We start from the raw sequence: 19,772 nt of genomic DNA, 5'->3' as shown, positions 1-19,772 counted from the left end.
TCGGCAGACCCGGAGATCTACCAACGATGCCTCCCCTCTTTGTTCAAAGTTATCCGGCTTTGATCTTGTCAAAGAACTGGTTCGCTTCTTCGCTCAGACGCGCAGCCCTGTTCTTCAAGGTCAATGACGTTTCATGGATTGTCTCAACCGTGCCATCGACTGAATCGATCGACCCGCGCACAGCGGCGATCTCATCAGTAAAGCTCTGTGTGCCCACCGCGGCTATCTGAACTGCAGAAGAAATCTCCGCCGTTGCAGACGACTGCTGCTCCACAGCCGCTGCAATGCTGTTGGCGATCTCTGACAATTCGCTGATGATCGTGGTGATCCCGTCAATATCCTGGACAGACTGCCGGGTTGCCTGCTGGATCGCCGCAATCTGTTCGGTGATCTCTTCAGTCGCCTTCGTGGTCTGACTTGCAAGCTCCTTGACCTCAGCCGCGACCACGGCAAAGCCCTTACCCATTTCGCCGGCCCGAGCCGCTTCAATGGTGGCGTTCAGCGCAAGGAGGTTGGTCTGTTCAGCAATGTCAGAAATCAAGCCGATGACAGACCCCACCTGATCTGCAAAACCGGCCAGCTTGGTGACCGATTCATTGGTGTTCTGGGCGCCTTGAACAGCTTGCTGAGCCTTTTCACGTGAATGTCCGGCCTGACGCCCGATTTCAACAATCGAAGCGCTCATTTCCTCTGTTGCCGTCGCGCTGGACTGCACACCGCTCGCGGTCTCCGCGGAGGAAGTGTCCATGGTCTGCATGCGGGTTGCGATCGAGCCGGTCTCCCGGCTGAGATCGCGGGAAGAGTTCTCCAACTCGTCAGACGTAGAGCTCAACTCGCCGACCACACCGCTGAGTGAAGTCTCGAACGTGGCAATCGCGGACTTCAGCCCGTCTTCCCGGGCAACAGCGTCCGCCACCATTTTTTCGTGGTAGGTCGAAATTGCGATGTCCATGTCCAACATCACCAGTTTGGTGATCACAGCCATGACCTTAGAGCGCTTGGCAGCAGTCATCATCCGCTTGGTCAGCAGCACTTCGGAGATCTGGGTTAAGGCAAAGGAATACCCGCCGATGTACCAGCTCGGATCAAGACCAATGCGCACATGGGCCAATCCGATCCGGATGGAGCGCTCAAGGTACGCCTCGGTCGGTCCTTCATTGAACATGCGCTCCCAATGAGAGAGCTGCGCCGAGATCAGGCGGGCCTCCTGGTCTCCGATCATTGTCGACAGATGCGGGACTGTTTTTACATGGTCGTAAAATCCGTCCATGATCCTCGGCAAATGAGAGGAAAGTGTCGGCCAGATCGATCGCGCCAGTGTGCGGTCTTCTTCGGTGAAACGGAAAAACGCCAGCCTGCCCTTTAGCGTTTGGTTCTGCATATTGGCTCCATAAACCCTGCAAGCCAGTGCTGGTCCCCCTCAGGCCAACGCTGTCCCGCGAATCAACGTAACGCGCCCCTACTTGAGGCGGGTTTTGACGGAACACCAGGTATTCAATGCCAAGGAAGACAGGACGGCAGCATCAGCAGAGATGCATATCCCCACGTTACGTAACCTCCTGGTTTTGCTTCGCAATTCAGCAGACACCACGGTTATTTCCGCACCATCCTTTCTTTCGCGAATCCTCCGAAAAAGAACAGGACAGATATTATCCGCCTAATGGGTCAGCCACTAACAGCGCGTTAACGCGAAACAGCCTTAAACAACATCTTAGGGTCGATGTTTCCGCCCGTCAGTACGACACCGACGGTCCGCTCCATTAGGTCAAGTTTCCCGGACAGCAGTGCGGCCAACGCAGCGGCGCCGCCGGGTTCGACAACCAGCTTGAGCTCGGAAAACGCAAACGCCACAGCGTCCAGAACTTGCTCGTCTGTGACCGTAAATCCTTCCCCAGCAAATTGACGCAGGATCGAAAATCCGATCTCTCCGGGACTTTCAGAAAGAAGCGCATCACAGATCGAACCGGATTTGGCGGGATTGGACAGCAATGCCCCTGCCTCCAAAGACCGTTTGTAGTCATCGAAGAATTGCGGTTCGACCGTATGGAACACCGTTTCCGCGGAAGTGTTTGCAAGCGCAAGCGCAATCCCGCTGGAAAGGCCTCCACCACCTGTGCAAGCCAGGACATCATCCAACCGCACACCAAGGTCTTTTGCTTGCGCTGCCAGTTCCAGGCCAACGGTCCCCTGCCCGGCAATAACGGCAGGATCATTGTAAGGGTGCACGAACGTCGCGCCGGTTTCGGCGCAGATCTCGGCAGCGATCTTGTCGCGGTCTTCCGTGGCCCGGTCATAACTAATGACCGTCGCACCATATCCGCGAGTGCGTTCCAGCTTCACCTGAGGGGCATCGGCAGGCATGACGATCGTCGCCGGCATGCCAAAGATCTTGGCACTGGACGCGATGCCTTGCGCGTGATTACCCGACGAGCAAGCGACGACACCCTTGGCCCGGACGTCCGGGTCCAATTGCCTCAAGCAATTGTAAGCGCCGCGAAATTTGAAAGAGCCGCTGCGTTGCAGGCATTCGGGCTTGATCAACACACGCCCGCCAACACGCTCGTCCAGAGCGGGGTTGGTCAAGAGCGGGGTTTTGACAGAAACGCCCACCAGGGCATCAGCTGCCTCCAATACATCGTCGAAATTGACGGCTACGCTGCCGGAGGAAGGTCGTTCTGCTGTCGCGCCGGTCATGGTGGCCACCTCATTCAGGATCTGAGGTGGACAGGAGTACCGGCTACCCCATGGCCTGACAACTGCAACATTGTGAGGGTTACAAAATCCCGCAGCGCCAATATCTTAAAACTTCAGAGGCTATAAGATCACTCTGCCGCGTTGGCCTGTGCCACGCCGCCAACGGCGGCGATACAATTGTCCAGGAACTGCCGGCTGCTGGCTGCCCAAGTGTAATTGAGTGCAATGTTCCGGCAGTGGTCGCGCGGAATATCGAGAGCGGCTTCACATGCCTCCGCAAGGTTTTCGGACAAAACACCAGCGCCGGTATCGCCGATCACATCCAGCGGCCCCATAACCGGGTAGGCAGCAACCGGCACCCCGCATGCCAGCGCTTCCAGCATGACATTGCCGAACGTGTCGGTTAGAGACGGGAAGACGAAAACATCAGCGCTGGCGTAATGACGCGCCAGGTCTTCACCGGTTTTCGCTCCCGTGAAGAGCGTGTCGGTGTATTCCTTCTGCAGCGTATCCAGCTGAGGCCCATCGCCAACAACGACCTTTGAACCGGACAGTTTCAGGTCCAAAAATGCCTTGATGTTCTTCTCAATCGCAACGCGGCCAACATACATGAAGACCGGCCCAGGCAAATCCTGCGGCAGGACAGAACCCTCGTAGGGTTTGAAGAGATTTTCGTCGACCCCGCGCGACCAGCGCATCAAGTTCCGGAAGCCGCGGTCTCTCAGGTCGTTCTCCAGCGAAGTCGTTGCCACCATGCAGCCGTTGCCGGCGTTGTGGAAGCGGCGCATCCAGGCGTAAGACCAGGAAAGCGGCACCGGCATCCGGGCAGAAACATACTCTGGAAACCGTGTGTGATAACTGGTGGTGAACGGCTGTCCGCGCTTTTTAGCGATCCCGGCCGCAAGCAGGCCAAGCGGCCCTTCGGTCGCAATATGCAGGTGTTCGCAGTCGAACTCATCCATCATCCGCCGCACAGTGCCCTTGTGCGTCAAAGACAAACGGATTTCTGGATATGTCGGGCAAGGAAGTGTCTTGAAAGCCTGCGGGGTCAAAAACTCCATACGAACGCCCATGGCGCGGAGTTCGTCAGCTGTGCGTTCAAGCGAGCGCACGACGCCATTGATCTGCGGATGCCAGGCATCCGTGACAACAAGAATGGAACTCATGCGGCGACCGGAGCTTCCTGTGGCTTCGCCGTTTGGGCTCCGGTTTGGGCCTGTTCTACCCATCTGATCACCTCAAAGGTTCCATCATGGTGTTCGGCAACCGCAGTGCAGCTTTCAACCCAATCGCCAGTGTTGATGTAGTGAATACCGTTGACGTCACGGCTTGCTGCATGGTGGATGTGACCGCAGATAACACCGTCAACGCCCTGACGACGCGCTTCGTCGGAAAGAGCCTCCTCGAAGCGCCCGATGAAACTGACTGCATTTTTGACTTTCAGCTTCGCCCAAGCTGACAAAGACCAGTAGGTCAGGCCAAGCCGGCGGCGCACGGCGTTCAGCACGGTGTTGACACCAAGCGCTGTGACGTAAGCCTTGTCCCCAAAGAACGCGAGCCACTTGGCATGGCGGATCACCACATCGAACTGATCCCCATGGATCACCAGATACCGCCGATTGTCGGCGGTTTCATGGATGATGCTGTCGGTGACTTCCACACCGCCGAAGTGCGTGCCTAGGAAGCTGCGTAGAAACTCGTCGTGGTTTCCAGGAATATAGACAACTCGAGAGCCCTTGCGGCCTTTTCGCAGGATCTTTTGAACCACATCGTTGTGGAGCTGCGGCCAATACCAGGACCGCTTCAACCGCCAGCCATCCGCAATGTCGCCGACAAGGTAAATTGTCTCTGCGTCATTGTCCTTCAGGAAGTCAAGCAGAAGCTCTGCCTGGCACCCGCGAGTGCCAAGATGTACATCTGAAATAAACAAGGCCCTGTAATGCCGCGATGTCTCCGAAGTGGACATTGCACGTCTCCTAGATCCATTGGACCGCTATAGACGCGATTCAAGTTTCACTATTATGACAGACGGGGTTTGAGGCGGCCTGACGTTGCGTTTTCCTAAAGTCATTGGAGGATCTTTCCCTTAGCCGCGCCAACATATGCGTTTCAGCGCGCTCACTCAGGGCCTCACAATCATGCAGGTTCATCGCTTAAGGGATAGCCGCAGCGGGTTTCCTTTCATATGGTCTCGCAAACCTCACCTTCGAAATTTGGGAGATCGATCATGGATTTGGGATTGCGCGGCAAGTCGGCAATCGTGTGCGCATCAAGCCGCGGACTTGGCAGAGGTTGCGCAGAAGCGCTTGCAGACGCCGGATGTGACCTGGTGATCAACGGGCGCGATATAGATGCCCTGGAAGCAACCCGCGCGTATCTGACGGACACCTTTCAGGTCAAGGTCAGTGTCATCGCTGCCGACGTTTCAACACCGGAAGGACAAACCGCTCTCCTGACGGTCTGCCCGGAGCCCGACATACTGGTCAACAACAATGGCGGCCCGCCTCGCAAGGACTATACAGAACTCAATCGCTCTGCCTTGCTGGAAGGCGCCATCCAGAACTTCGTGACCCCGATCGAATTGATCCAGGCGGTCACCCCCGGAATGAAGGCCCGTGGCTTTGGCAGGATCGTCAACATCACGTCCTTGTCCGTGAAGATGCCGATTGAAGGCCTGGACCTTTCCAGCGGCGCCCGCGCCGGTCTGACAGCATTCCTGGCAGGTGTTTGCCGCCAGCTGGCTCCGCATGGTGTCACGGTCAACAATCTGCTGCCAGGCAAAATGGATACGGACCGGCTGAGGGGTGGGTTTGAACGCTCCGCACAACAGTCCGGTCAGACAGTGGACGCCATTCGCGCAAGCCAGGCTGCGGAAATCCCGGCACGCCGTTTTGGAACAGCCGAGGAGTTCGGCCAGACCTGTGCCTTTTTGTGCTCCACACACGCCGGCTACATCACCGGGCAGAACATTCTCATGGACGGCGGCCTTTACCCGGCAGCATTCTGACAAAAAGCCGGCCCGCGATCGCGGGCCGGCAGAATTTTCAAAACCAGTCTGGCAGCTGATCAGAACTTGATGCGAACTGAAGCTGTCAGGATGTCGACGGAAGAGTCGACGGAACCGGTCAGCGATCCCTTCGAAGCGCTGTAGTCCTGGTGACCCGGGACAAGGTTCAGATCGGTGTCTGTACCAAAGATATGCGTGTAGCCGAGATCAAACGAGAAGTGCTCGTTGAAAACGTAGGACGCACCGGCGCTTACCCAGATACGATCGTTGTCCGGAAGGCGCGCAGACCGGATTTGATCATCGATCGGTGACCACTCATACGCTGCACCGGCGCGGAAGGTCAGCTTGTCATTGAAGTCGTACTCACCACCGAGCGCGACGAAGTAGCCGTCATTGTAGTTGAACGGCAGCGTGGTCACGGTGGCGCCGGTCGCATCAGCCGTGATCTGCGGCTCTTTCAGGCGGCTCCAGTTTGTCCACTCGAAAGTACCGAGGACACGAATGTCGTCGGTGATGCTCTGCTTCGCCGAAAGAGTGACCATGTCCGGCGTTGCAAGTACGGTTTTCACGTTCGTGACGGCCGTCGTGAACGGGTTCGCCGGGTTCGGAGCAGCGATCGTGCCATCGATGTCGGTAAAGATCGCGGAGCGGTAACCGATGCCGATTTCCGTGGTCGCGGTTGGTTTTATAGTGACACCTGCCGTCATACCAACGCCAACACCGTCACCATCAAGCTGCTGACCCGGAAACAGGGTGGCGCCAGGAATAGACGGAGAGAACGACGCGTTCGTCAGACGAACATCCGCATACTGGATCTGCGGACCAATCGCGACGGAGAACATCTCATTGATCTTGTAGCCGACAACCGGGTTCAGGTTGATCGAGAAGATCTTTGAAGAGCGGTTATAGCCTGCACCGGTCCAGTTGCTGTCGTCCGGCTTTGTGGAAAGACCGAACGGACCATTAATCCCAACGCCAAGGTAGATTTTGTCGTTGAAGTTGTAAGACGTGTAGGACGCCGGGATCCAAGCATCGTGGCCGATATCACCGGTGTCAAAAGACGTCGTGATCAGACCGGTCGGCGTGGTCAGTGAATTCGGAACGGTGTTCGAACCGGTAATGTCGGACTTTGGAATGATGAAGGCGTTGTGAGCCTCAAATACGATCTTACCGTCCATCGACGTGATGGTTGCCGGGTTCCAGAACATGGACGAAATCGACGAACTGGATGTACCGTTACCGGCGAAGGAAGTCCCTTGGTAGTATGCGCTCTGCTCGCGCAGGGCGAAACCGCCCGCAGAGGCTGCACTTGCGACGATCGAGGCAGCAATGGCTGTCGACGTCATAAGTACGATTTTCTTGGTTGCCCGCATTTTTACGTTTCTCCCAATCCTCCTCCCCCCGGGAGGAATTTGACACTGACTGCAGGGTCTAAAAGAAACGGTCGCCTTTCAACCACGAAATGCGATCTCTAATTGCAGCGCACACGGTTGCTGCGTTGCAATATACGGGTTTTCACGAAAGCCCGGCGCACGCACCAAGTGCTCGTAGCCGGATAAACATATCATCAGACACTGCTTTTGGAGGATGACCGCGACCAACCATACAAATGCACATTTTTTAGGCACATTACCAAAAGGTCACACTTAACTTTCTTTCTTTGCTGCGCGTTGCTTTCTTGTCACACATAACCTTAGGGAATACCGGCGTTTTGCGCGAGCCTGGAGTATTTTTTGGTGAGTGAATCGCTTCATTGGCAAACCAAAAAATCCCAAATCAGCATTATACACCGCCCACGATATGGCCAACCGAGTGAGATGAAAAAGTCATTCCGATGTCAGAAATGCGGATATATTTATGGTCCAAATACCCGCATTTCAGACACGATACATATGGAGTTTCGGGCTTTACGAGCCGAAACTGTAGACAACACAGGTCATGCCGCGCCCACGGCGATACTCTCTATAGTTGCAAATCAGACAAGTCCATCACGCGCGCTCAAAAACCGCCGCATGGCAATATCGCTCCAAGGCGAAAGACGCTTCAAAGCGGTCTGGTGGCTTTGATAAATGCGGTTACTCATCGGATCCTGACGGGACGTGTCCAGCAGCACTTCTCCAGTCGTTACGCGCAAGGCGTCAAGAATGTCCTCCGGATAGGAAAGGACTTCAACGCCATCTTCTTGCTGGAGCAACTGCAGGCTTCCGGCATTTTCCCAATCGCTCTCAGCAAGCGCACGTCCATTCTCAGCGCGGCACGCCTCCAATAGAATTGTCTGGAATTCCTTGGGTAAAGCATCAAAAGCTGACTGATTGAACAGTGCCTCGCCCGTCCCGTTCGGTTCGTGGAAACCAGGTGAATAATAATATTTCGCGGCCTTATGGAACCCCATGGCCCGATCCGACCAGGGGCCGAGAAATTCAGTTGCATCCAGAACACCTGTTTGGAGTGCTTGAAACAACTCACCCGGTGGCAAACCAACCGGAGCGGCCCCAAGTCTGCGCATCACCTCTCCACCCAGGCCCGGCATCCGGATCTTCAGGCCGCGCAGATCATCGAGGTTCTGGAGGGGTTTCTTGTACCAGCCGCCCATCTGAACACCGGTGTTACCCGCCATCACCGGTTTGATACCGAACGGCGCGTAAAGCTCATCCCAGAGCGCCTGCCCGCCGCCTTGCTCGATCCAGCTGATATGTTCATGCGGGAGCAGACCGAAGGGGACCGCGGTGAAATAGACGGAGGCCGGGATCTTGCCTTGCCAGAAGAACGAGGCTGTATGCGCCATGTCCGCAGTGCCGTTTGAGACGGCATCAAACACACCGAGCGCCGGCACCAGTTCGCCGGCAGCAAACAAACGGATCTTGAACGCACCACCTGAGAGCAACGCGATCTGATCAGCGATCCGCTGCGCCGTGACACCCGGACCTGGCAGGTTTTTCGGCCAGGATGTCACCAGCTTCCATTCGGTGACCGTACTTTGTGCCATCACCGCTGGGGCAGATAAAACCGATGCGCTTCCAACGGCACTGCCCACAAGCATGTCCCGGCGGCTGACGCTCTTTTTATGTTTAGAAGCACCACTCATTGTGGGCCCTCCCAAAAAGCGTGGAAGTGATGGACCGGTCCATGACCCTGTCCAATCTTGAGTTCGTCTGCATGGCGGATCGCTTCGTGGATATAGGTTTTTGCACTGGAGACCGCGCCACCAAGCGTTTTTCCCTTGGCTAGTCCCGCTGCGATAGCGGAAGACAACGTACATCCAGTGCCGTGGGTGTTGTCCGTTGCGATGCGGTCCTCACGCAACCAGAGGCTTTCATCGTCTTCAGTTATCAAAAGGTCAGCGCTTTCCGCACTGTCGCCGTGTCCGCCCTTCAACAAAACAGCCTTTGCCCCGAGGTCGATCAGCTGTTTGGCCTGGCGCTGCATGTCGATTTCGCTATGGGCGACTTCGCCCTCAAGCATGCGGGCTGCTTCATGAAGGTTGGGCGTGATGATGTCGGCCAAGGGCACCAACTTGGAAATCAGGGTTGCGACCGCACTTTCCGCCAAAAGCGGATCTCCGGATGCGGCCACCATCACGGGATCCAGGACGACCGGTCCTGTTTGATGGCGTTTCAAACCTTCAGCGACTTCCTCAATGATCGGCACCTGCGAGAGCATGCCAATCTTGGTGGCTGTTACCGCTAGGTCGGAATAGACGGCATCGATCTGCGCGCGTACGAATTCGACCGGCACATCATGGATTGCCGTGACACCAAGGGTGTTTTGTGCCGTGAGCGCCGTTAAGACGCTCGCCCCGTAAACGCCATTTGCCGAAAAGGATTTCAAGTCCGCCTGAATGCCGGCCCCACCGCCGGAATCCGAGCCTGCTATTGTCACCGCGATTGCGGTCATGGTGCCCTCCGCACAATACTATAGGAATGGATGTCAGCCGGTTTGAAGACGGCTTTCGATATCGCGGGCCGTTAGGCTGTACAGCGTGTCGAGAAGCTCTGGAACCAGACTGCCAGGTCCCCCGCTCCGGGAAGCGGCGATTTCGCCCGCAATGTTGAAGACGGACAGGCCAGATGCCGCGGCAAGCGCTGTATCTGGCTCAACGCTCGCAAACGCTGCGAGGACCGCGCCCCCCGCACAGCCGGTGGCCGTCACTCTGGCCAAAAGAGGATGACCATTGCGTAGCCGGTAGTCTTCGCCCCGGCTCTCGATCTGATCCTCTTCTCCGGTCACGGCAAAGACCGCTCCCTCCGAAATCAAAGCGTCAACCTCGGCCCGCGCATCAAAGAGCGCGGTCATCTCGGCTTCATTCGCCCGGACAAGAGACGGTAGCGTTTGCAAAAGCTCTTTGGCATAGGTACAGCGCTGCGGCGACCGATCCGCGAACACCGGATCAATGGTGATTGGCCGCCCAGCTTCCTTGGCCGCATCAATCGCAACCGGGATCGCTAAACGGCGGCTGTTGTCCAGTGTTCCGAGGTTAATCAGAAGAGCATCGGCAGATGCTGCAAAGCTCTGAACTTCCTCTGGTGCGATCGTCATGGATGGCACAGCGCCGAGCGCCAACAGGACATTGGCCGTAAAGCCCTGCGCAACCGTATTGGTGATGGCATGAACACGGGGTCTTTTTGCCCGCACCCGCTCCAGCGAGGAAAAGACCGCATCCGCCGACAGCGCCTGCGTGCTCGCGGCAATCGACAAACTCATGCCTGGCTCCTTTTCAAGTTCAAAGAGCCGGCGTTCCGCGCCATCGTTTTTCGGATAATACGTAAAAGATCAGTCATGATCTCAAATCCCTCCGCCGGTACAAGCCGGATCAGGTTCTAGGAGTTGGCCGTTCGCCTCTCAGCCCGATCCACAATTGCCGGGCACCCCCATGAGACAAAATCTGTCTACCAAGCCAGGCGCGGGTTTTCAAGTCCCACTTAGCTATCGCCGTGGTTCGAGCGCCGACAGCCGATTGACTGTTTGTTTGAGATAGGCGATGTCGGGGCACAGTTCGTTTTTGCCCGCAGGAGCCCCCATGACCCCGTTTTTCGTGATGATCAAATGTCAGCTCGGCAAAACCTATCAGGTTGCCAATGCAATCGCGGATGCCGAGATCGCTTCGGAAGTCTACTCCACCAGCGGAGACTATGATCTTCTCGTGAAGTTCTATATCGAAGACGGCACTGACATTGGACACTTCGTCAATGAGAAGGTGCACCCGATCGACGGCATCCAGGACACCAAGTCAATCATCACGTTCAAGGCGTTCTGACCATTCCGCATGTAGCCGCGCGAACTTGTCCGTGCGGCATGTCTTCAAGACTTCGAGGGTGTCGATGCCCGGCGGTCCTTGGTCCGGTCAAGGCCAAGCCGGTGCTCCCGGTAAATCACGAAGATCCCGGCGGCCATAACGATCACCGCACCCACAATCACCTCAAGAACCGGCACTTCAGCAAAGACGACCCAGCCGACCAGGATCGCCCAGAGCATGTTCACATAGTCAAACGGCGCGATGGTCGACGCATCTGCATACCGGTAGCTCTGGGTCAACAGGATCTGTCCCACACCGCCGAATAGGCCAATCATCACCAACAGTGCCGCTGTTTCCAGATCCGGGATGATCCAGGCTTGGTCCGGCCAGATCCAGCCGGCTGGAATGGTCAGAAGTGAGATCACGGTCGCCGACAAGGAAAACCAGGTGACAATGGTCGAGGTGCGCTCGGTGACGCACAGCTTCCGGACCGTGATCATGGCAAGAGCCGCAAAGGCAGCCCCCATGAATCCGACGATGGCCCCAAAGGTGGCGGAGTTGTCGAAATCCCCCTCTCCCAGATGCGGTGACAAAACGACGAGGATGCCGACAAAACCAACTGCGACCGCGCTCCACCGATAGATCCGGACAGTTTCGCCCAGCATGAAGAAGGCCAAAACAACAACAATTAGCGGTGTTGCAAAGTTGATGGCTGTGGCATCAGGCAGCGGCAGCAGGTCATAAGCGGTGAACATGCACACCATGGCCGTCAAACCGATGCAGGCGCGCACAAGATGTCCTTTTGGGTTCTGCGTCTGGAACGCAAGGCCAAGCTCTCTCCGCACCCCGACCATCATCAGAACCGGAAAGACGCCGAAAAAATTCCGCGCAAACACGAGTTCCCCGATCGGCACACGTTCAGCGGCGATCTTGAGCACCGTCACCATGGCAAAGAACACGATCGTTGAGGCCAGCTTCAGCCCGATGCCGATCAGAGGAGCCTGACGTGTCATACCTGTCGGCGCTGGCGCGCGGGACTGTTGGGTTGCGGTGTTTTTTGACGCCATAAATCGGATCCAGATACTGGCTTACACCCAGCGCTTTCCGCGCCACGCACCAGTTTTGAAAGAATAATAGAACAGCGAAGACAAAAGCGCCGCAAACAGGTTCAAATCGGTCTGCCGAGCATTTAGGTTAAGATTTGCGCAAATCGCTTCAGAAGTGAGGGGCCAGTATCTACCCCGGCCTCAATTTTTGCAATCTCGCGCGTAGCCTTGGCAAATTAAACAGGGTCTGCCGATAAAATCGGCGTGTATGACCAACGTTTCCTCTTCAAAAGCAACTGAAAACCCGGCACATACCTGCTCCTGCCGTTACGGGCTCCTATACTTATAAAAAATCCCCGATTCGAAAGGCGCCGCCCCATGTTCCGATCGTTTTTCTTGAACCGTAAATGGTTCTTCTGGGCCTGGATCATCTCGGTGGTCATCCTCGGCGCCACCCAGTACCAGGTGAACCTTAACGTCGAGATCAACGAATGGTTCGGCAGCTTTTACGATCTCATTCAGCGCGCCTTGAGTGAGCCCGGCTCCGTCACGTTCGGCGAATACATGCGCGAATTGATGACGTTTTTGTATATTGCCGCGATTTTCGTGATTGTTGCGGTGATCCTGGACTTCATCACCAAGCACTTCGTCTTCCGTTGGCGCACAGCCATGAACGACTATTACATGGCCCATTGGCATGTGGTGCGCCACATCGAGGGGGCCTCCCAGCGCGTTCAGGAAGATACCATGCGCTTTGCGCGGATCATGGAGAGCCTTGGCGTCTCTTTCCTGCGCTCTGTCATGACACTGATCGCCTTTTTGCCGATCCTCTGGGAGCTGTCAGCCAACGTCACCGAACTGCCCTGGATCGGTCCCGTGGCTCACTCACTGGTCTACGTCGCGATCATTTCAGCTGCATCCGGTACGGTGTTGCTGGCCGTGGTCGGCTTGAAATTGCCGGGCCTGGAATTCAACAATCAGAAGGTTGAAGCGGCCTACCGGAAAGAACTTGTCTACGGCGAAGACAATGAGGAGCGCGCCGATCCGCCCTCGGTGGATGAGCTCTTCGGTCATGTCCGCAAGAACTATTTCCGGCTCTTCTTCCACTACCTTTATTTCGACATCGCCAAATGGTCGTACCTGCAGGCAACTGTCCTTGTGCCCTACATTGCGCTCGGACCGACAATCGTGACCGGCGCCATTACCTTGGGCGTGATGCAGCAGATCGTGCGTGCGTTCTCACAGGTCGAAAATTCGTTCCAATACCTGGTCAATGCCTGGACCACGATCGTCGAACTGATCTCCGTCTACAAACGTCTCAGAGCCTTTGAAAGCCACATTTGGGAATACGAGCGCAACGGCAGCGTCCCACAGGAAATGCCAGCGGAGTAACAGTGGTCATGGGGAAACCGGCAGACGGGAGCCTCAGGACCTGTCTGCCTGACTACTCGTTTGATCCGTGGATCGCCCGAATAACGGCATCGGTGACTTCCCGGGTGGTGGCTTTGCCCCCGACATCGGGCGTCACAATACCTGCGTCGCAGACGCGCTCAACCGCTGTCATAAGACGCTGACTGGATGCCGCCTCACCCAGATGGTCCAGCATCTGCGACGCGGTCCAGAAGGTTGCAACCGGGTTTGCAATGCCCTTGCCCGTGATATCGAAGGCAGATCCATGAATGGGTTCGAACATCGACGGGAAGCGGCGCTCAGGATCAATGTTTGCTGTGGGGGCGACACCCAGGCTTCCGGCCAAGGCACCTGCCAGGTCAGATAAAATGTCCGCATGGAGATTGGTTGCAACGATGGTGTCGAGGCTTTTCGGGTTCTTGACCATGCGCACGGTCATTGCATCGACCAGCATCTTGTCCCACGTCACATCCGGAAACTCCTTAGCGACCTCGGCGGCGATCTCATCCCACATGACCATGCCGTGCCGTTGCGCGTTGGATTTGGTCACCACCGTCAGCTGTTTACGCGGACGGGATTGCGCAAGCTGAAAGGCATAACGCATGATCCGCGTGACACCAACGCGGGTGAAGATGGCGACCTCTGTGCCCACCTCTTCCGGCAGCCCGCGGTGCGCTCGCCCGCCATTTCCCGAATACTCGCCTTCCGAGTTCTCGCGCACGATCACCCAGTCCAGGTCTCCAACACCCACGTCGCGCAGTGGCGACGTTACGCCCGGTATAATCTTTGTCGGCCGGACATTGGCGTATTGATCGAACCCCTGACAGATCGGCAAGCGGAGCCCCCAAAGGGTAATATGGTCTGGCACATCCGGTGCGCCGACAGCCCCGAAATAGATCGCGTCGAAAGGTTTAAGCTGTTCGAGGCCATCAGACGGCATCATCTCGCCGTGCTTCTTGTACCGCTCTGATCCCCAGTCGAAAAAGGTCAGTTTGAAATCCACGTCACCGGCCCGCTGACCAAGCGCGGCCAACACTTCAGCACCCGCTTCGATCACTTCAGGCCCGATGCCGTCTGCCGGGATGGCTGCAATCTGGTAAGTGCGCATTTCAAATTCCTGTTTTCGTGAAAAGGGCTGAGAGCCCGTGCTCAAAGACCGCCGCGTCTCTTCGCACAGTTTGCAACTCCATGCAGTTGCAGCAATAGCAAATTAATCATATAAATAATTAATATAATCGAGATGCAACATGGAACTTCGTCAACTCAGGTGCTTCATCGCTGTAGCGGATACGCTGCATTTCGGCAGAGCCGCTCAAAAACTGAACATTCTTCCAGCTTCTTTGGGCCGCCACATCAAATTGCTGGAGGACAGTCTTGGTAGCCGATTGCTCACCCGCACAACCCGTAGCGTTGTTCTCACACAGTCAGGCAGCGATTTCTTGGCCGCCGCGCGAGAGATCGTGGAAAGAGCGGACAAATTGGAGGCGTCATTTCGTGAAAGCCAACGCGACAAGACATCGGTGCTGCGGATTGGAGCTATTGATAGCGCCGCAGTTGGCCTGATCCCACAGATAATCCCTCATTTCCGGGAGGCGTATCCGGGCATTGACATCCAGCTTCTTGAGCAAAAAACGATACGGCTCTTGCCGCGTTTGCTGACCGGACGTCTTGATGTTGCAATCGTTCGGCCGCCTGAAATCGTTGACCAGCGCCTGATGCTGAAGTCCCTGTTTCATGAGACAGCTGTCGTCGCGGTTCCAAGCAGCCACCCGCTGGCTGCAAAGAAAAAAATCTCGGTCGAGGACATGGCGGACGAACCCCTCATCGTTCCGGACAAGGGATCGCGGCCTCACAGTCACGATCTAACAATAAAGCTGTTTCTGGAAGCTGGTTTGAGCGCGCGCGTTGCACAAATTGCCGAAGAAAAACAAACCATCGTCAACCTGGTCAGCACGGGGGTCGGCATAGCCATTGTTCCGCGTTGGATTTCCCGGCTCGCAGTCGGCGGCGTGAAATTTGTCTCCCTGGATTTGCCATCGGGATCGGCCAGAACCAGGCTTGCGCTTTCAGTTGCCTGGGTCAGAGACACGAGAGATACGGCACGGGATGCGTTTCTTGAGATATTGCACCAACAGACGGAGCAGCTGGCCCTCTCTGCGTGACAACTATTATTCACAAAATTTATATAATCAATACGATCTGTGTCGGCTGGAGAGATCTGACTAGGCTGCTCTTTCGGTGAGAGCTATGTCTCTACCCCGCGAAGGAGGCTGCGGGGCGAGACAACAGGCTTTGCCCAAGACCCGGAGGAACACATGAAATTCAATCTGATTACCGGCGCCGTTGTGATCGCCGCCATGACCGCACTACCAGCTGCTGCCGACAATCACAGCGTGGACAAAACCGGCTGGCCGGAGAGCTTTACAGTTGGAACCGGCTCACAAGGCGGAACTTACTTTGGATACGGAACTGGCTGGGCAAACATTGCTGGCGAGGAACTCGGCGTTTCCGGCGGCGCAGAAGTCACGGGCGGCCCGATGCAGAACATGGCGCTTGTGCATTCTGGAGATCTGCCGTTCGGCATGACCACGATGGGACCTGCTGCAGAATCCATTGCCGGCTCCAACCCGATCGCGCCTGGCCTGAAGATGGACAAAGCATGCGCCATGTTCCCGATGTATCAGACGCCCTTCTCCATCACGGCTTTGAGCTCGTCCGGCATTACATCCGTTGCCGACATTCCGGAAGGGGCCCGCATTGGGTTCGGACCGGCAGGCTCAACGTCTGACACCTACTTCCCCCGCATGATGGAGGAGTTGGGCGTAAAGTTTGAACGACGCAACGGTGGCTGGTCTGATCTCGGCGGTCAGTTGCAGGATGGTCTGCTCGATGTGATCGCATTTGCAGCCGGTGTCCCGGTTCCAGCGGTGAGCCAGCTCGAAGTCCAGACCGACATCAACATCATCGAATTTTCCGAAGACGAGCAGGCCAAGATTACTGCGGCATTCCCGGTGGCTAATTTTGACATAGCCGCAGACACTTACACCACTCTGGAAAACCCGGCACGCTCCGTTTCCATGTGGAACTTTGCGATAGCAAACTGTGACCTTCCCGAGACATTTGTCTACGGGGTGGTGAAAGCCGTGATGTCAGACAACGATCGTATGGTACAAACCCACAAGGCTGCCCGGTCGACTCTGCCGGAATTCTGGGACCGTAACACAGTGATGAAATGGCACCCGGGTGCAGCCCGCTGGTTCCAGGAAAACGCCAGCGCGGACATTCCTGCCGACATGATCTACAGCAACTGATTGCTTTATATGGTCGTGCGGACAAAATGATCCGCGCGACCAGTCAATCTTGTCACCCAACAGCCCGTCTTTCAGCTTCGTCCGGCCTTAGAGCCGCAACATCAACCTCATCGATCTGATCCGGCTTCATGAACCTGGACGCGTAGTCGGCCCAGACGCGCGACGTTAGAAACAGGTCGTAAAGTTCGGCATCGATGTGCCCGTCCTTGACCATGAAGCCCATGATCTTGAGCGCTTCCGACACGGTTTTGCCCTTCTTGTAGGGCCGGTCGGCGGCAGTAAGGGCTTCGAAAATATCGGCAATCGCCATCATCCGTGCGACCGGACTCATCTCGCTACCCTTTAAGCGCTTCGGGTAGCCCGTTCCATCCATCTTTTCATGGTGACCCCCTGCAAGTTCAGGCACCTGGCGCAGGTAAGACGGGAACGGCAGCCGCGACAGCATGATGATTGTCTGTACGATATGATCGTTGATCTTGTAGCGTTCTTCAGCGGTCAAGGTGCCACGCGCAATTGAGAGATTGTAGAGCTCCCCACGATCATAAAGGTGCTCCGGTTGGTCCAGCTTGAAGCCCCAGGGATTGTCTGCGGTGAAGAGATCCTTCGGCCGGCGCTCAAGAACGTGCTCTGGTCGATCAGCAAGCAGCGGCTCGCGGACCGGCAAGTCCGGCTCAGGAGTTTGCTGCTTGCGATTCAGTTCCTCGTGGCTGATCCCGACCCTGTCTGAGAGTGTTCGGGTCCAGGTCCGCTTCGCGATTTCCTGGAGCCGGTCAAGCCGGTCGGGTGACATAAACTCGCCGCCCTCATTGCATTCGGCCACAAAGGCAAAGTCCGCATCAAGCGCGGCCAGCTCCGCGTCGCGCTGTTCGGCCAAGTCTTTCAGGTCGTCGCCGTTGGCGACACCTTTCCAATAGGTGATTTCCGCATCGCGTTTCAGAACTTCAAAACGCATTCGGATTTCATGGATGCGATCATACAGCGTCTCCAGTTTTGTCGCCTTGTCGACCACATACTCCGGTGTGGTCACCTTGCCACAATCATGCAACCACGCGGCCACATGGATGGCTTCCCGGTCGTCATCCGTCAGCTTCAAATCCGCGAAAGGCCCGTGGTTTGCGGCATTGGCGGCCTCAGCCAGCATTTTGGTGAGTTCGGGCACACGCGCGCAGTGCCCTCCAGTATAGGGGCTCTTGGCATCAATCGCGTCGGCGATCATGCGGATAAAGGCCTCGAACAGAGCCTTTTGCGACGCAATCAACTGGCGGGTTTCGAGTGCGATGGCAGCCGACCGAGACAATGCGTCGACAAAACGGATCAACGAGGTATTGGCTTTTGCTTCCTGCACCAGGGTCATGATGCCGATCATCGCGTTGTTACGGTTAAACAGAGGAACAACCATGGCATTGCGGGCCGGATTCTCCCCAGCACCAGGATCCCCGCCACAGACAGCCAACGCTTCGCCGTCAACTCTGGTCGCTCGAATGTCATCCCGATCAATGGCCTCGCGCAGGACATGCGGCAGACTGTTCAAGGGATGGCGGTGCAATGTGTCGACTGGCCCCCCCATGGCCGCAACCGGTTCAAGGGCAGTCTCATCTGCACTGATCAGGTAGACAGCCCCCTGCTCTGAACCAACGATATTTCCCATTCCGTCCAGCAGGGTCTGCAACAGCCGCTCAAAATCCGTTTCCTCGGAAATGGACCGATTGATCTCCAAAAACTGCCGGATCGTGGACTTCATGTCGTCCATTGACCGTGAAAGGTCCTCAATCTCGATGATGAAGCTCGGGACATTGACCGGGTCTGCGAAGTCGAACCGCTGAATCTTTTCAGCTTCTCCCGATAGCGCCTGCACCGGCTTGGAAACCAGTCGTGCCACAAGCATCGTGATCGGGATGGAGATCAGCAAGATGATCCCAATCGCAATTCCGCCCTGCTGAAGAAGCTGCCGGGCCTGGACCAGAAGTTCCACTTCGGGAACCGCGATGGCCAGATAATATGGCGTCGATCCGCGAACTTTAAGCGGGGACACCTGCACCCGCCACGGCTCATCGTCGAGGACAAGCCTTTCATTCAGCGTCTTGTCATCAACACCGGTCACGCCAGCCTCAACGGCAGCCTTTGCGACATCCGGCAAGACAGTTCCGTCCAGCTGATCCATGGAAAGCCGGCCGAGCTGAGGCGCCGCGCCCGTAGCCGACGGTGTCAAAACCTCCACAACCCGCGACTTGTCCGGATGCGCAATCATGCCGAGATCGCTTCCAAAAAGCGCAAGCTCGGTGTTTTCGGTGATCCGCTCTTTGCGCAAGGATGCGGCCAGTGTGTCCAATGAAATGTCAGCGCCAACCGTGGCACCGCTACCCAAAGCCCGAACTGCGATGGTTTGCCCCAGCTCTTGTGACGTGAAGAATATATAGGGCCGCGTCTTGATTTGGCCGGCGGACGCCTTTGCCTGTTCAAACCAGGGCCTGGATCGTGGATCAAAGCCCGCAAAGCTTGCCTGCTCCCGCTCGCCAAGCGTGTTCATCGCAATATCAAGGAAAACATACCGGCTTCGCACTCCGCCATTGGGGAAACGCTCTATCGATTGCACAACAAAAACAGTATCGGTCGGCGCGTTGTATCGGCTTCTCGCCTCATCGTTTTCTGTCGGCACCAGCATGATAAAATCGCCATCGTCATAGCCGACATAAACGGAAGACAAAGCCGCCGATTGGTCAAGAAAGCCCGCAAGAAATGCCACATGCGGAAGACGTTCAGAAAGCGTTTCAGCCCGCGTGATGTCGTGAAGTGCAATGATCTCAACAGCCAATTCCGCCGGCGCATAGAGGCGCTCCAACCCGGCGACAGCCTCTGTACTCGTCAGACTGAAGAGATTGCGCGACGCCTCCGTGATGACGGCATTCATTCTGGAATAGGTCAACCAGCCGATCACAGATCCGACGGTTAGAACAAGGAGCAGAAATACAACGCTCAGATGAAATTGCAGCGTCTGACGCACACGAGAAAAAATATTCATGATCATCTAACCTAGAGTTAGAAATGAATTACAACTCCCTAATATCTCGGAC

Annotated in this window: 16 protein-coding genes and 1 riboswitch; of the genes, 5 read left to right on the top strand and 11 right to left on the bottom strand. The window is 56.3% G+C overall.

Annotated features, from left to right (window positions below):
• Positions 1-49: 49 nt before the first annotated feature.
• The 4 genes from AC0J4F_RS12720 to AC0J4F_RS12705 form a co-directional block, all read right to left on the bottom strand.
• The gene (locus AC0J4F_RS12720; RefSeq protein WP_209174100.1) at positions 50-1,381 is read right to left on the bottom strand and encodes a globin-coupled sensor protein; all 1,332 of its coding nucleotides are present in this window, start codon (positions 1,379-1,381) and stop codon (positions 50-52) included.
• A 302-nt stretch (positions 1,382-1,683) separates the two neighbouring features.
• Positions 1,684-2,694 (bottom strand): threonine ammonia-lyase, encoded by a 1,011-nt coding sequence (locus AC0J4F_RS12715; RefSeq protein ID WP_473023650.1) that lies wholly within the window; start codon positions 2,692-2,694, stop codon positions 1,684-1,686.
• A 128-nt stretch (positions 2,695-2,822) separates the two neighbouring features.
• Positions 2,823-3,860 carry a glycosyltransferase family 4 protein gene (locus AC0J4F_RS12710; protein WP_209178633.1) on the bottom strand — a complete coding sequence of 346 codons (1,038 nt, stop codon included), beginning with the start codon at positions 3,858-3,860 and terminating at the stop codon, positions 2,823-2,825.
• On the bottom strand, positions 3,857-4,660 hold the full coding sequence (locus tag AC0J4F_RS12705; RefSeq protein ID WP_133946480.1) for a UDP-2,3-diacylglucosamine diphosphatase: 804 nt from the start codon (positions 4,658-4,660) through the stop codon (positions 3,857-3,859). Before AC0J4F_RS12705 ends, AC0J4F_RS12710 begins: the two co-directional genes overlap by 4 nt.
• A 261-nt stretch (positions 4,661-4,921) precedes the next feature.
• Between AC0J4F_RS12705 and AC0J4F_RS12700 the strand changes: the two genes are divergently transcribed.
• Complete coding sequence (locus AC0J4F_RS12700; RefSeq protein WP_473023649.1) at positions 4,922-5,701, top strand: SDR family oxidoreductase; 780 nt, start codon at positions 4,922-4,924, stop codon at positions 5,699-5,701.
• Positions 5,702-5,760: 59 nt separating this feature from the next.
• Here the strand turns inward: AC0J4F_RS12700 and AC0J4F_RS12695 are convergent, their stop codons facing one another.
• From AC0J4F_RS12695 to thiM, 4 genes are all read right to left on the bottom strand, one after another.
• The gene (locus AC0J4F_RS12695; RefSeq protein ID WP_473023648.1) at positions 5,761-7,074 is read right to left on the bottom strand and encodes an OmpP1/FadL family transporter; all 1,314 of its coding nucleotides are present in this window, start codon (positions 7,072-7,074) and stop codon (positions 5,761-5,763) included.
• A gap of 602 nt (positions 7,075-7,676) precedes the next feature.
• The gene (locus AC0J4F_RS12690) at positions 7,677-8,786 is read right to left on the bottom strand and encodes a TRAP transporter substrate-binding protein (RefSeq protein WP_473023647.1); all 1,110 of its coding nucleotides are present in this window, start codon (positions 8,784-8,786) and stop codon (positions 7,677-7,679) included.
• Positions 8,783-9,595 (bottom strand): bifunctional hydroxymethylpyrimidine kinase/phosphomethylpyrimidine kinase, encoded by an 813-nt coding sequence (gene thiD, locus AC0J4F_RS12685; protein ID WP_133946470.1) that lies wholly within the window; start codon positions 9,593-9,595, stop codon positions 8,783-8,785. Before thiD ends, AC0J4F_RS12690 begins: the two co-directional genes overlap by 4 nt.
• 33 nt (positions 9,596-9,628) lie before the next feature.
• Positions 9,629-10,402, bottom strand: a complete 774-nt coding sequence (thiM, locus tag AC0J4F_RS12680) for a hydroxyethylthiazole kinase (protein ID WP_473023646.1) — start codon at positions 10,400-10,402, stop codon at positions 9,629-9,631.
• Positions 10,403-10,470: 68 nt separating this feature from the next.
• Positions 10,471-10,581, bottom strand: a riboswitch (TPP riboswitch).
• 137 nt (positions 10,582-10,718) lie between these two features.
• On the opposite strand from thiM, the gene AC0J4F_RS12675 reads away from it, so the two are divergent.
• On the top strand, positions 10,719-10,955 hold the full coding sequence (locus AC0J4F_RS12675; RefSeq protein ID WP_040450828.1) for an Lrp/AsnC ligand binding domain-containing protein: 237 nt from the start codon (positions 10,719-10,721) through the stop codon (positions 10,953-10,955).
• Between the two features lie 44 nt (positions 10,956-10,999).
• On the opposite strand, the gene AC0J4F_RS12670 is transcribed toward AC0J4F_RS12675, so the two are convergent.
• Positions 11,000-12,001 carry a DMT family transporter gene (locus AC0J4F_RS12670; protein ID WP_473023645.1) on the bottom strand — a complete coding sequence of 334 codons (1,002 nt, stop codon included), beginning with the start codon at positions 11,999-12,001 and terminating at the stop codon, positions 11,000-11,002.
• A gap of 357 nt (positions 12,002-12,358) precedes the next feature.
• Between AC0J4F_RS12670 and AC0J4F_RS12665 the strand changes: the two genes are divergently transcribed.
• Positions 12,359-13,372 carry a putative transporter gene (locus AC0J4F_RS12665; protein ID WP_209178639.1) on the top strand — a complete coding sequence of 338 codons (1,014 nt, stop codon included), beginning with the start codon at positions 12,359-12,361 and terminating at the stop codon, positions 13,370-13,372.
• A 52-nt stretch (positions 13,373-13,424) separates the two neighbouring features.
• Here the strand turns inward: AC0J4F_RS12665 and AC0J4F_RS12660 are convergent, their stop codons facing one another.
• Entirely contained in the window at positions 13,425-14,498 is a 1,074-nt protein-coding gene (locus tag AC0J4F_RS12660) for a tartrate dehydrogenase (RefSeq protein WP_473023644.1), read from the bottom strand.
• Between the two features lie 139 nt (positions 14,499-14,637).
• Here AC0J4F_RS12660 and AC0J4F_RS12655 point away from each other — a divergent pair, with 139 nt between their 5' ends.
• Positions 14,638-15,552: a LysR family transcriptional regulator gene (locus AC0J4F_RS12655; RefSeq protein ID WP_473023643.1), complete on the top strand. Its 915-nt coding sequence runs from the start codon at positions 14,638-14,640 to the stop codon at positions 15,550-15,552.
• 153 nt (positions 15,553-15,705) lie between these two features.
• Positions 15,706-16,701 (top strand): TAXI family TRAP transporter solute-binding subunit, encoded by a 996-nt coding sequence (locus AC0J4F_RS12650; protein ID WP_473023642.1) that lies wholly within the window; start codon positions 15,706-15,708, stop codon positions 16,699-16,701.
• A gap of 52 nt (positions 16,702-16,753) precedes the next feature.
• On the opposite strand, the gene AC0J4F_RS12645 is transcribed toward AC0J4F_RS12650, so the two are convergent.
• Entirely contained in the window at positions 16,754-19,720 is a 2,967-nt protein-coding gene (locus AC0J4F_RS12645) for an HD domain-containing phosphohydrolase (protein WP_473023641.1), read from the bottom strand.
• Positions 19,721-19,772 lie beyond the last annotated feature (52 nt).

The organism is Roseibium sp. R5, assembly GCF_055755305.1.
Note: the sequence above shows the minus strand (reverse complement) of the source record. Positions and strands in the feature narration are given on the sequence as shown.

Coding starts and splice junctions, on each gene's coding strand:
- AC0J4F_RS12700 (WP_473023649.1), top strand. CDS start 4,922: ATGGATTTGGGATTGCGCGGCAAGTCGGCAATCGTGTGCGCATCAAGC.
- AC0J4F_RS12715 (WP_473023650.1), bottom strand. CDS start 2,694: ATGACCGGCGCGACAGCAGAACGACCTTCCTCCGGCAGCGTAGCCGTC.
- AC0J4F_RS12660 (WP_473023644.1), bottom strand. CDS start 14,498: ATGCGCACTTACCAGATTGCAGCCATCCCGGCAGACGGCATCGGGCCT.
- AC0J4F_RS12695 (WP_473023648.1), bottom strand. CDS start 7,074: ATGCGGGCAACCAAGAAAATCGTACTTATGACGTCGACAGCCATTGCT.
- AC0J4F_RS12675 (WP_040450828.1), top strand. CDS start 10,719: ATGACCCCGTTTTTCGTGATGATCAAATGTCAGCTCGGCAAAACCTAT.
- AC0J4F_RS12670 (WP_473023645.1), bottom strand. CDS start 12,001: ATGGCGTCAAAAAACACCGCAACCCAACAGTCCCGCGCGCCAGCGCCG.
- AC0J4F_RS12705 (WP_133946480.1), bottom strand. CDS start 4,660: ATGTCCACTTCGGAGACATCGCGGCATTACAGGGCCTTGTTTATTTCA.
- AC0J4F_RS12645 (WP_473023641.1), bottom strand. CDS start 19,720: ATGAATATTTTTTCTCGTGTGCGTCAGACGCTGCAATTTCATCTGAGC.
- AC0J4F_RS12650 (WP_473023642.1), top strand. CDS start 15,706: ATGAAATTCAATCTGATTACCGGCGCCGTTGTGATCGCCGCCATGACC.
- AC0J4F_RS12720 (WP_209174100.1), bottom strand. CDS start 1,381: ATGCAGAACCAAACGCTAAAGGGCAGGCTGGCGTTTTTCCGTTTCACC.
- AC0J4F_RS12690 (WP_473023647.1), bottom strand. CDS start 8,786: ATGAGTGGTGCTTCTAAACATAAAAAGAGCGTCAGCCGCCGGGACATG.
- thiM (WP_473023646.1), bottom strand. CDS start 10,402: ATGAGTTTGTCGATTGCCGCGAGCACGCAGGCGCTGTCGGCGGATGCG.
- AC0J4F_RS12655 (WP_473023643.1), top strand. CDS start 14,638: ATGGAACTTCGTCAACTCAGGTGCTTCATCGCTGTAGCGGATACGCTG.
- AC0J4F_RS12665 (WP_209178639.1), top strand. CDS start 12,359: ATGTTCCGATCGTTTTTCTTGAACCGTAAATGGTTCTTCTGGGCCTGG.
- thiD (WP_133946470.1), bottom strand. CDS start 9,595: ATGACCGCAATCGCGGTGACAATAGCAGGCTCGGATTCCGGCGGTGGG.
- AC0J4F_RS12710 (WP_209178633.1), bottom strand. CDS start 3,860: ATGAGTTCCATTCTTGTTGTCACGGATGCCTGGCATCCGCAGATCAAT.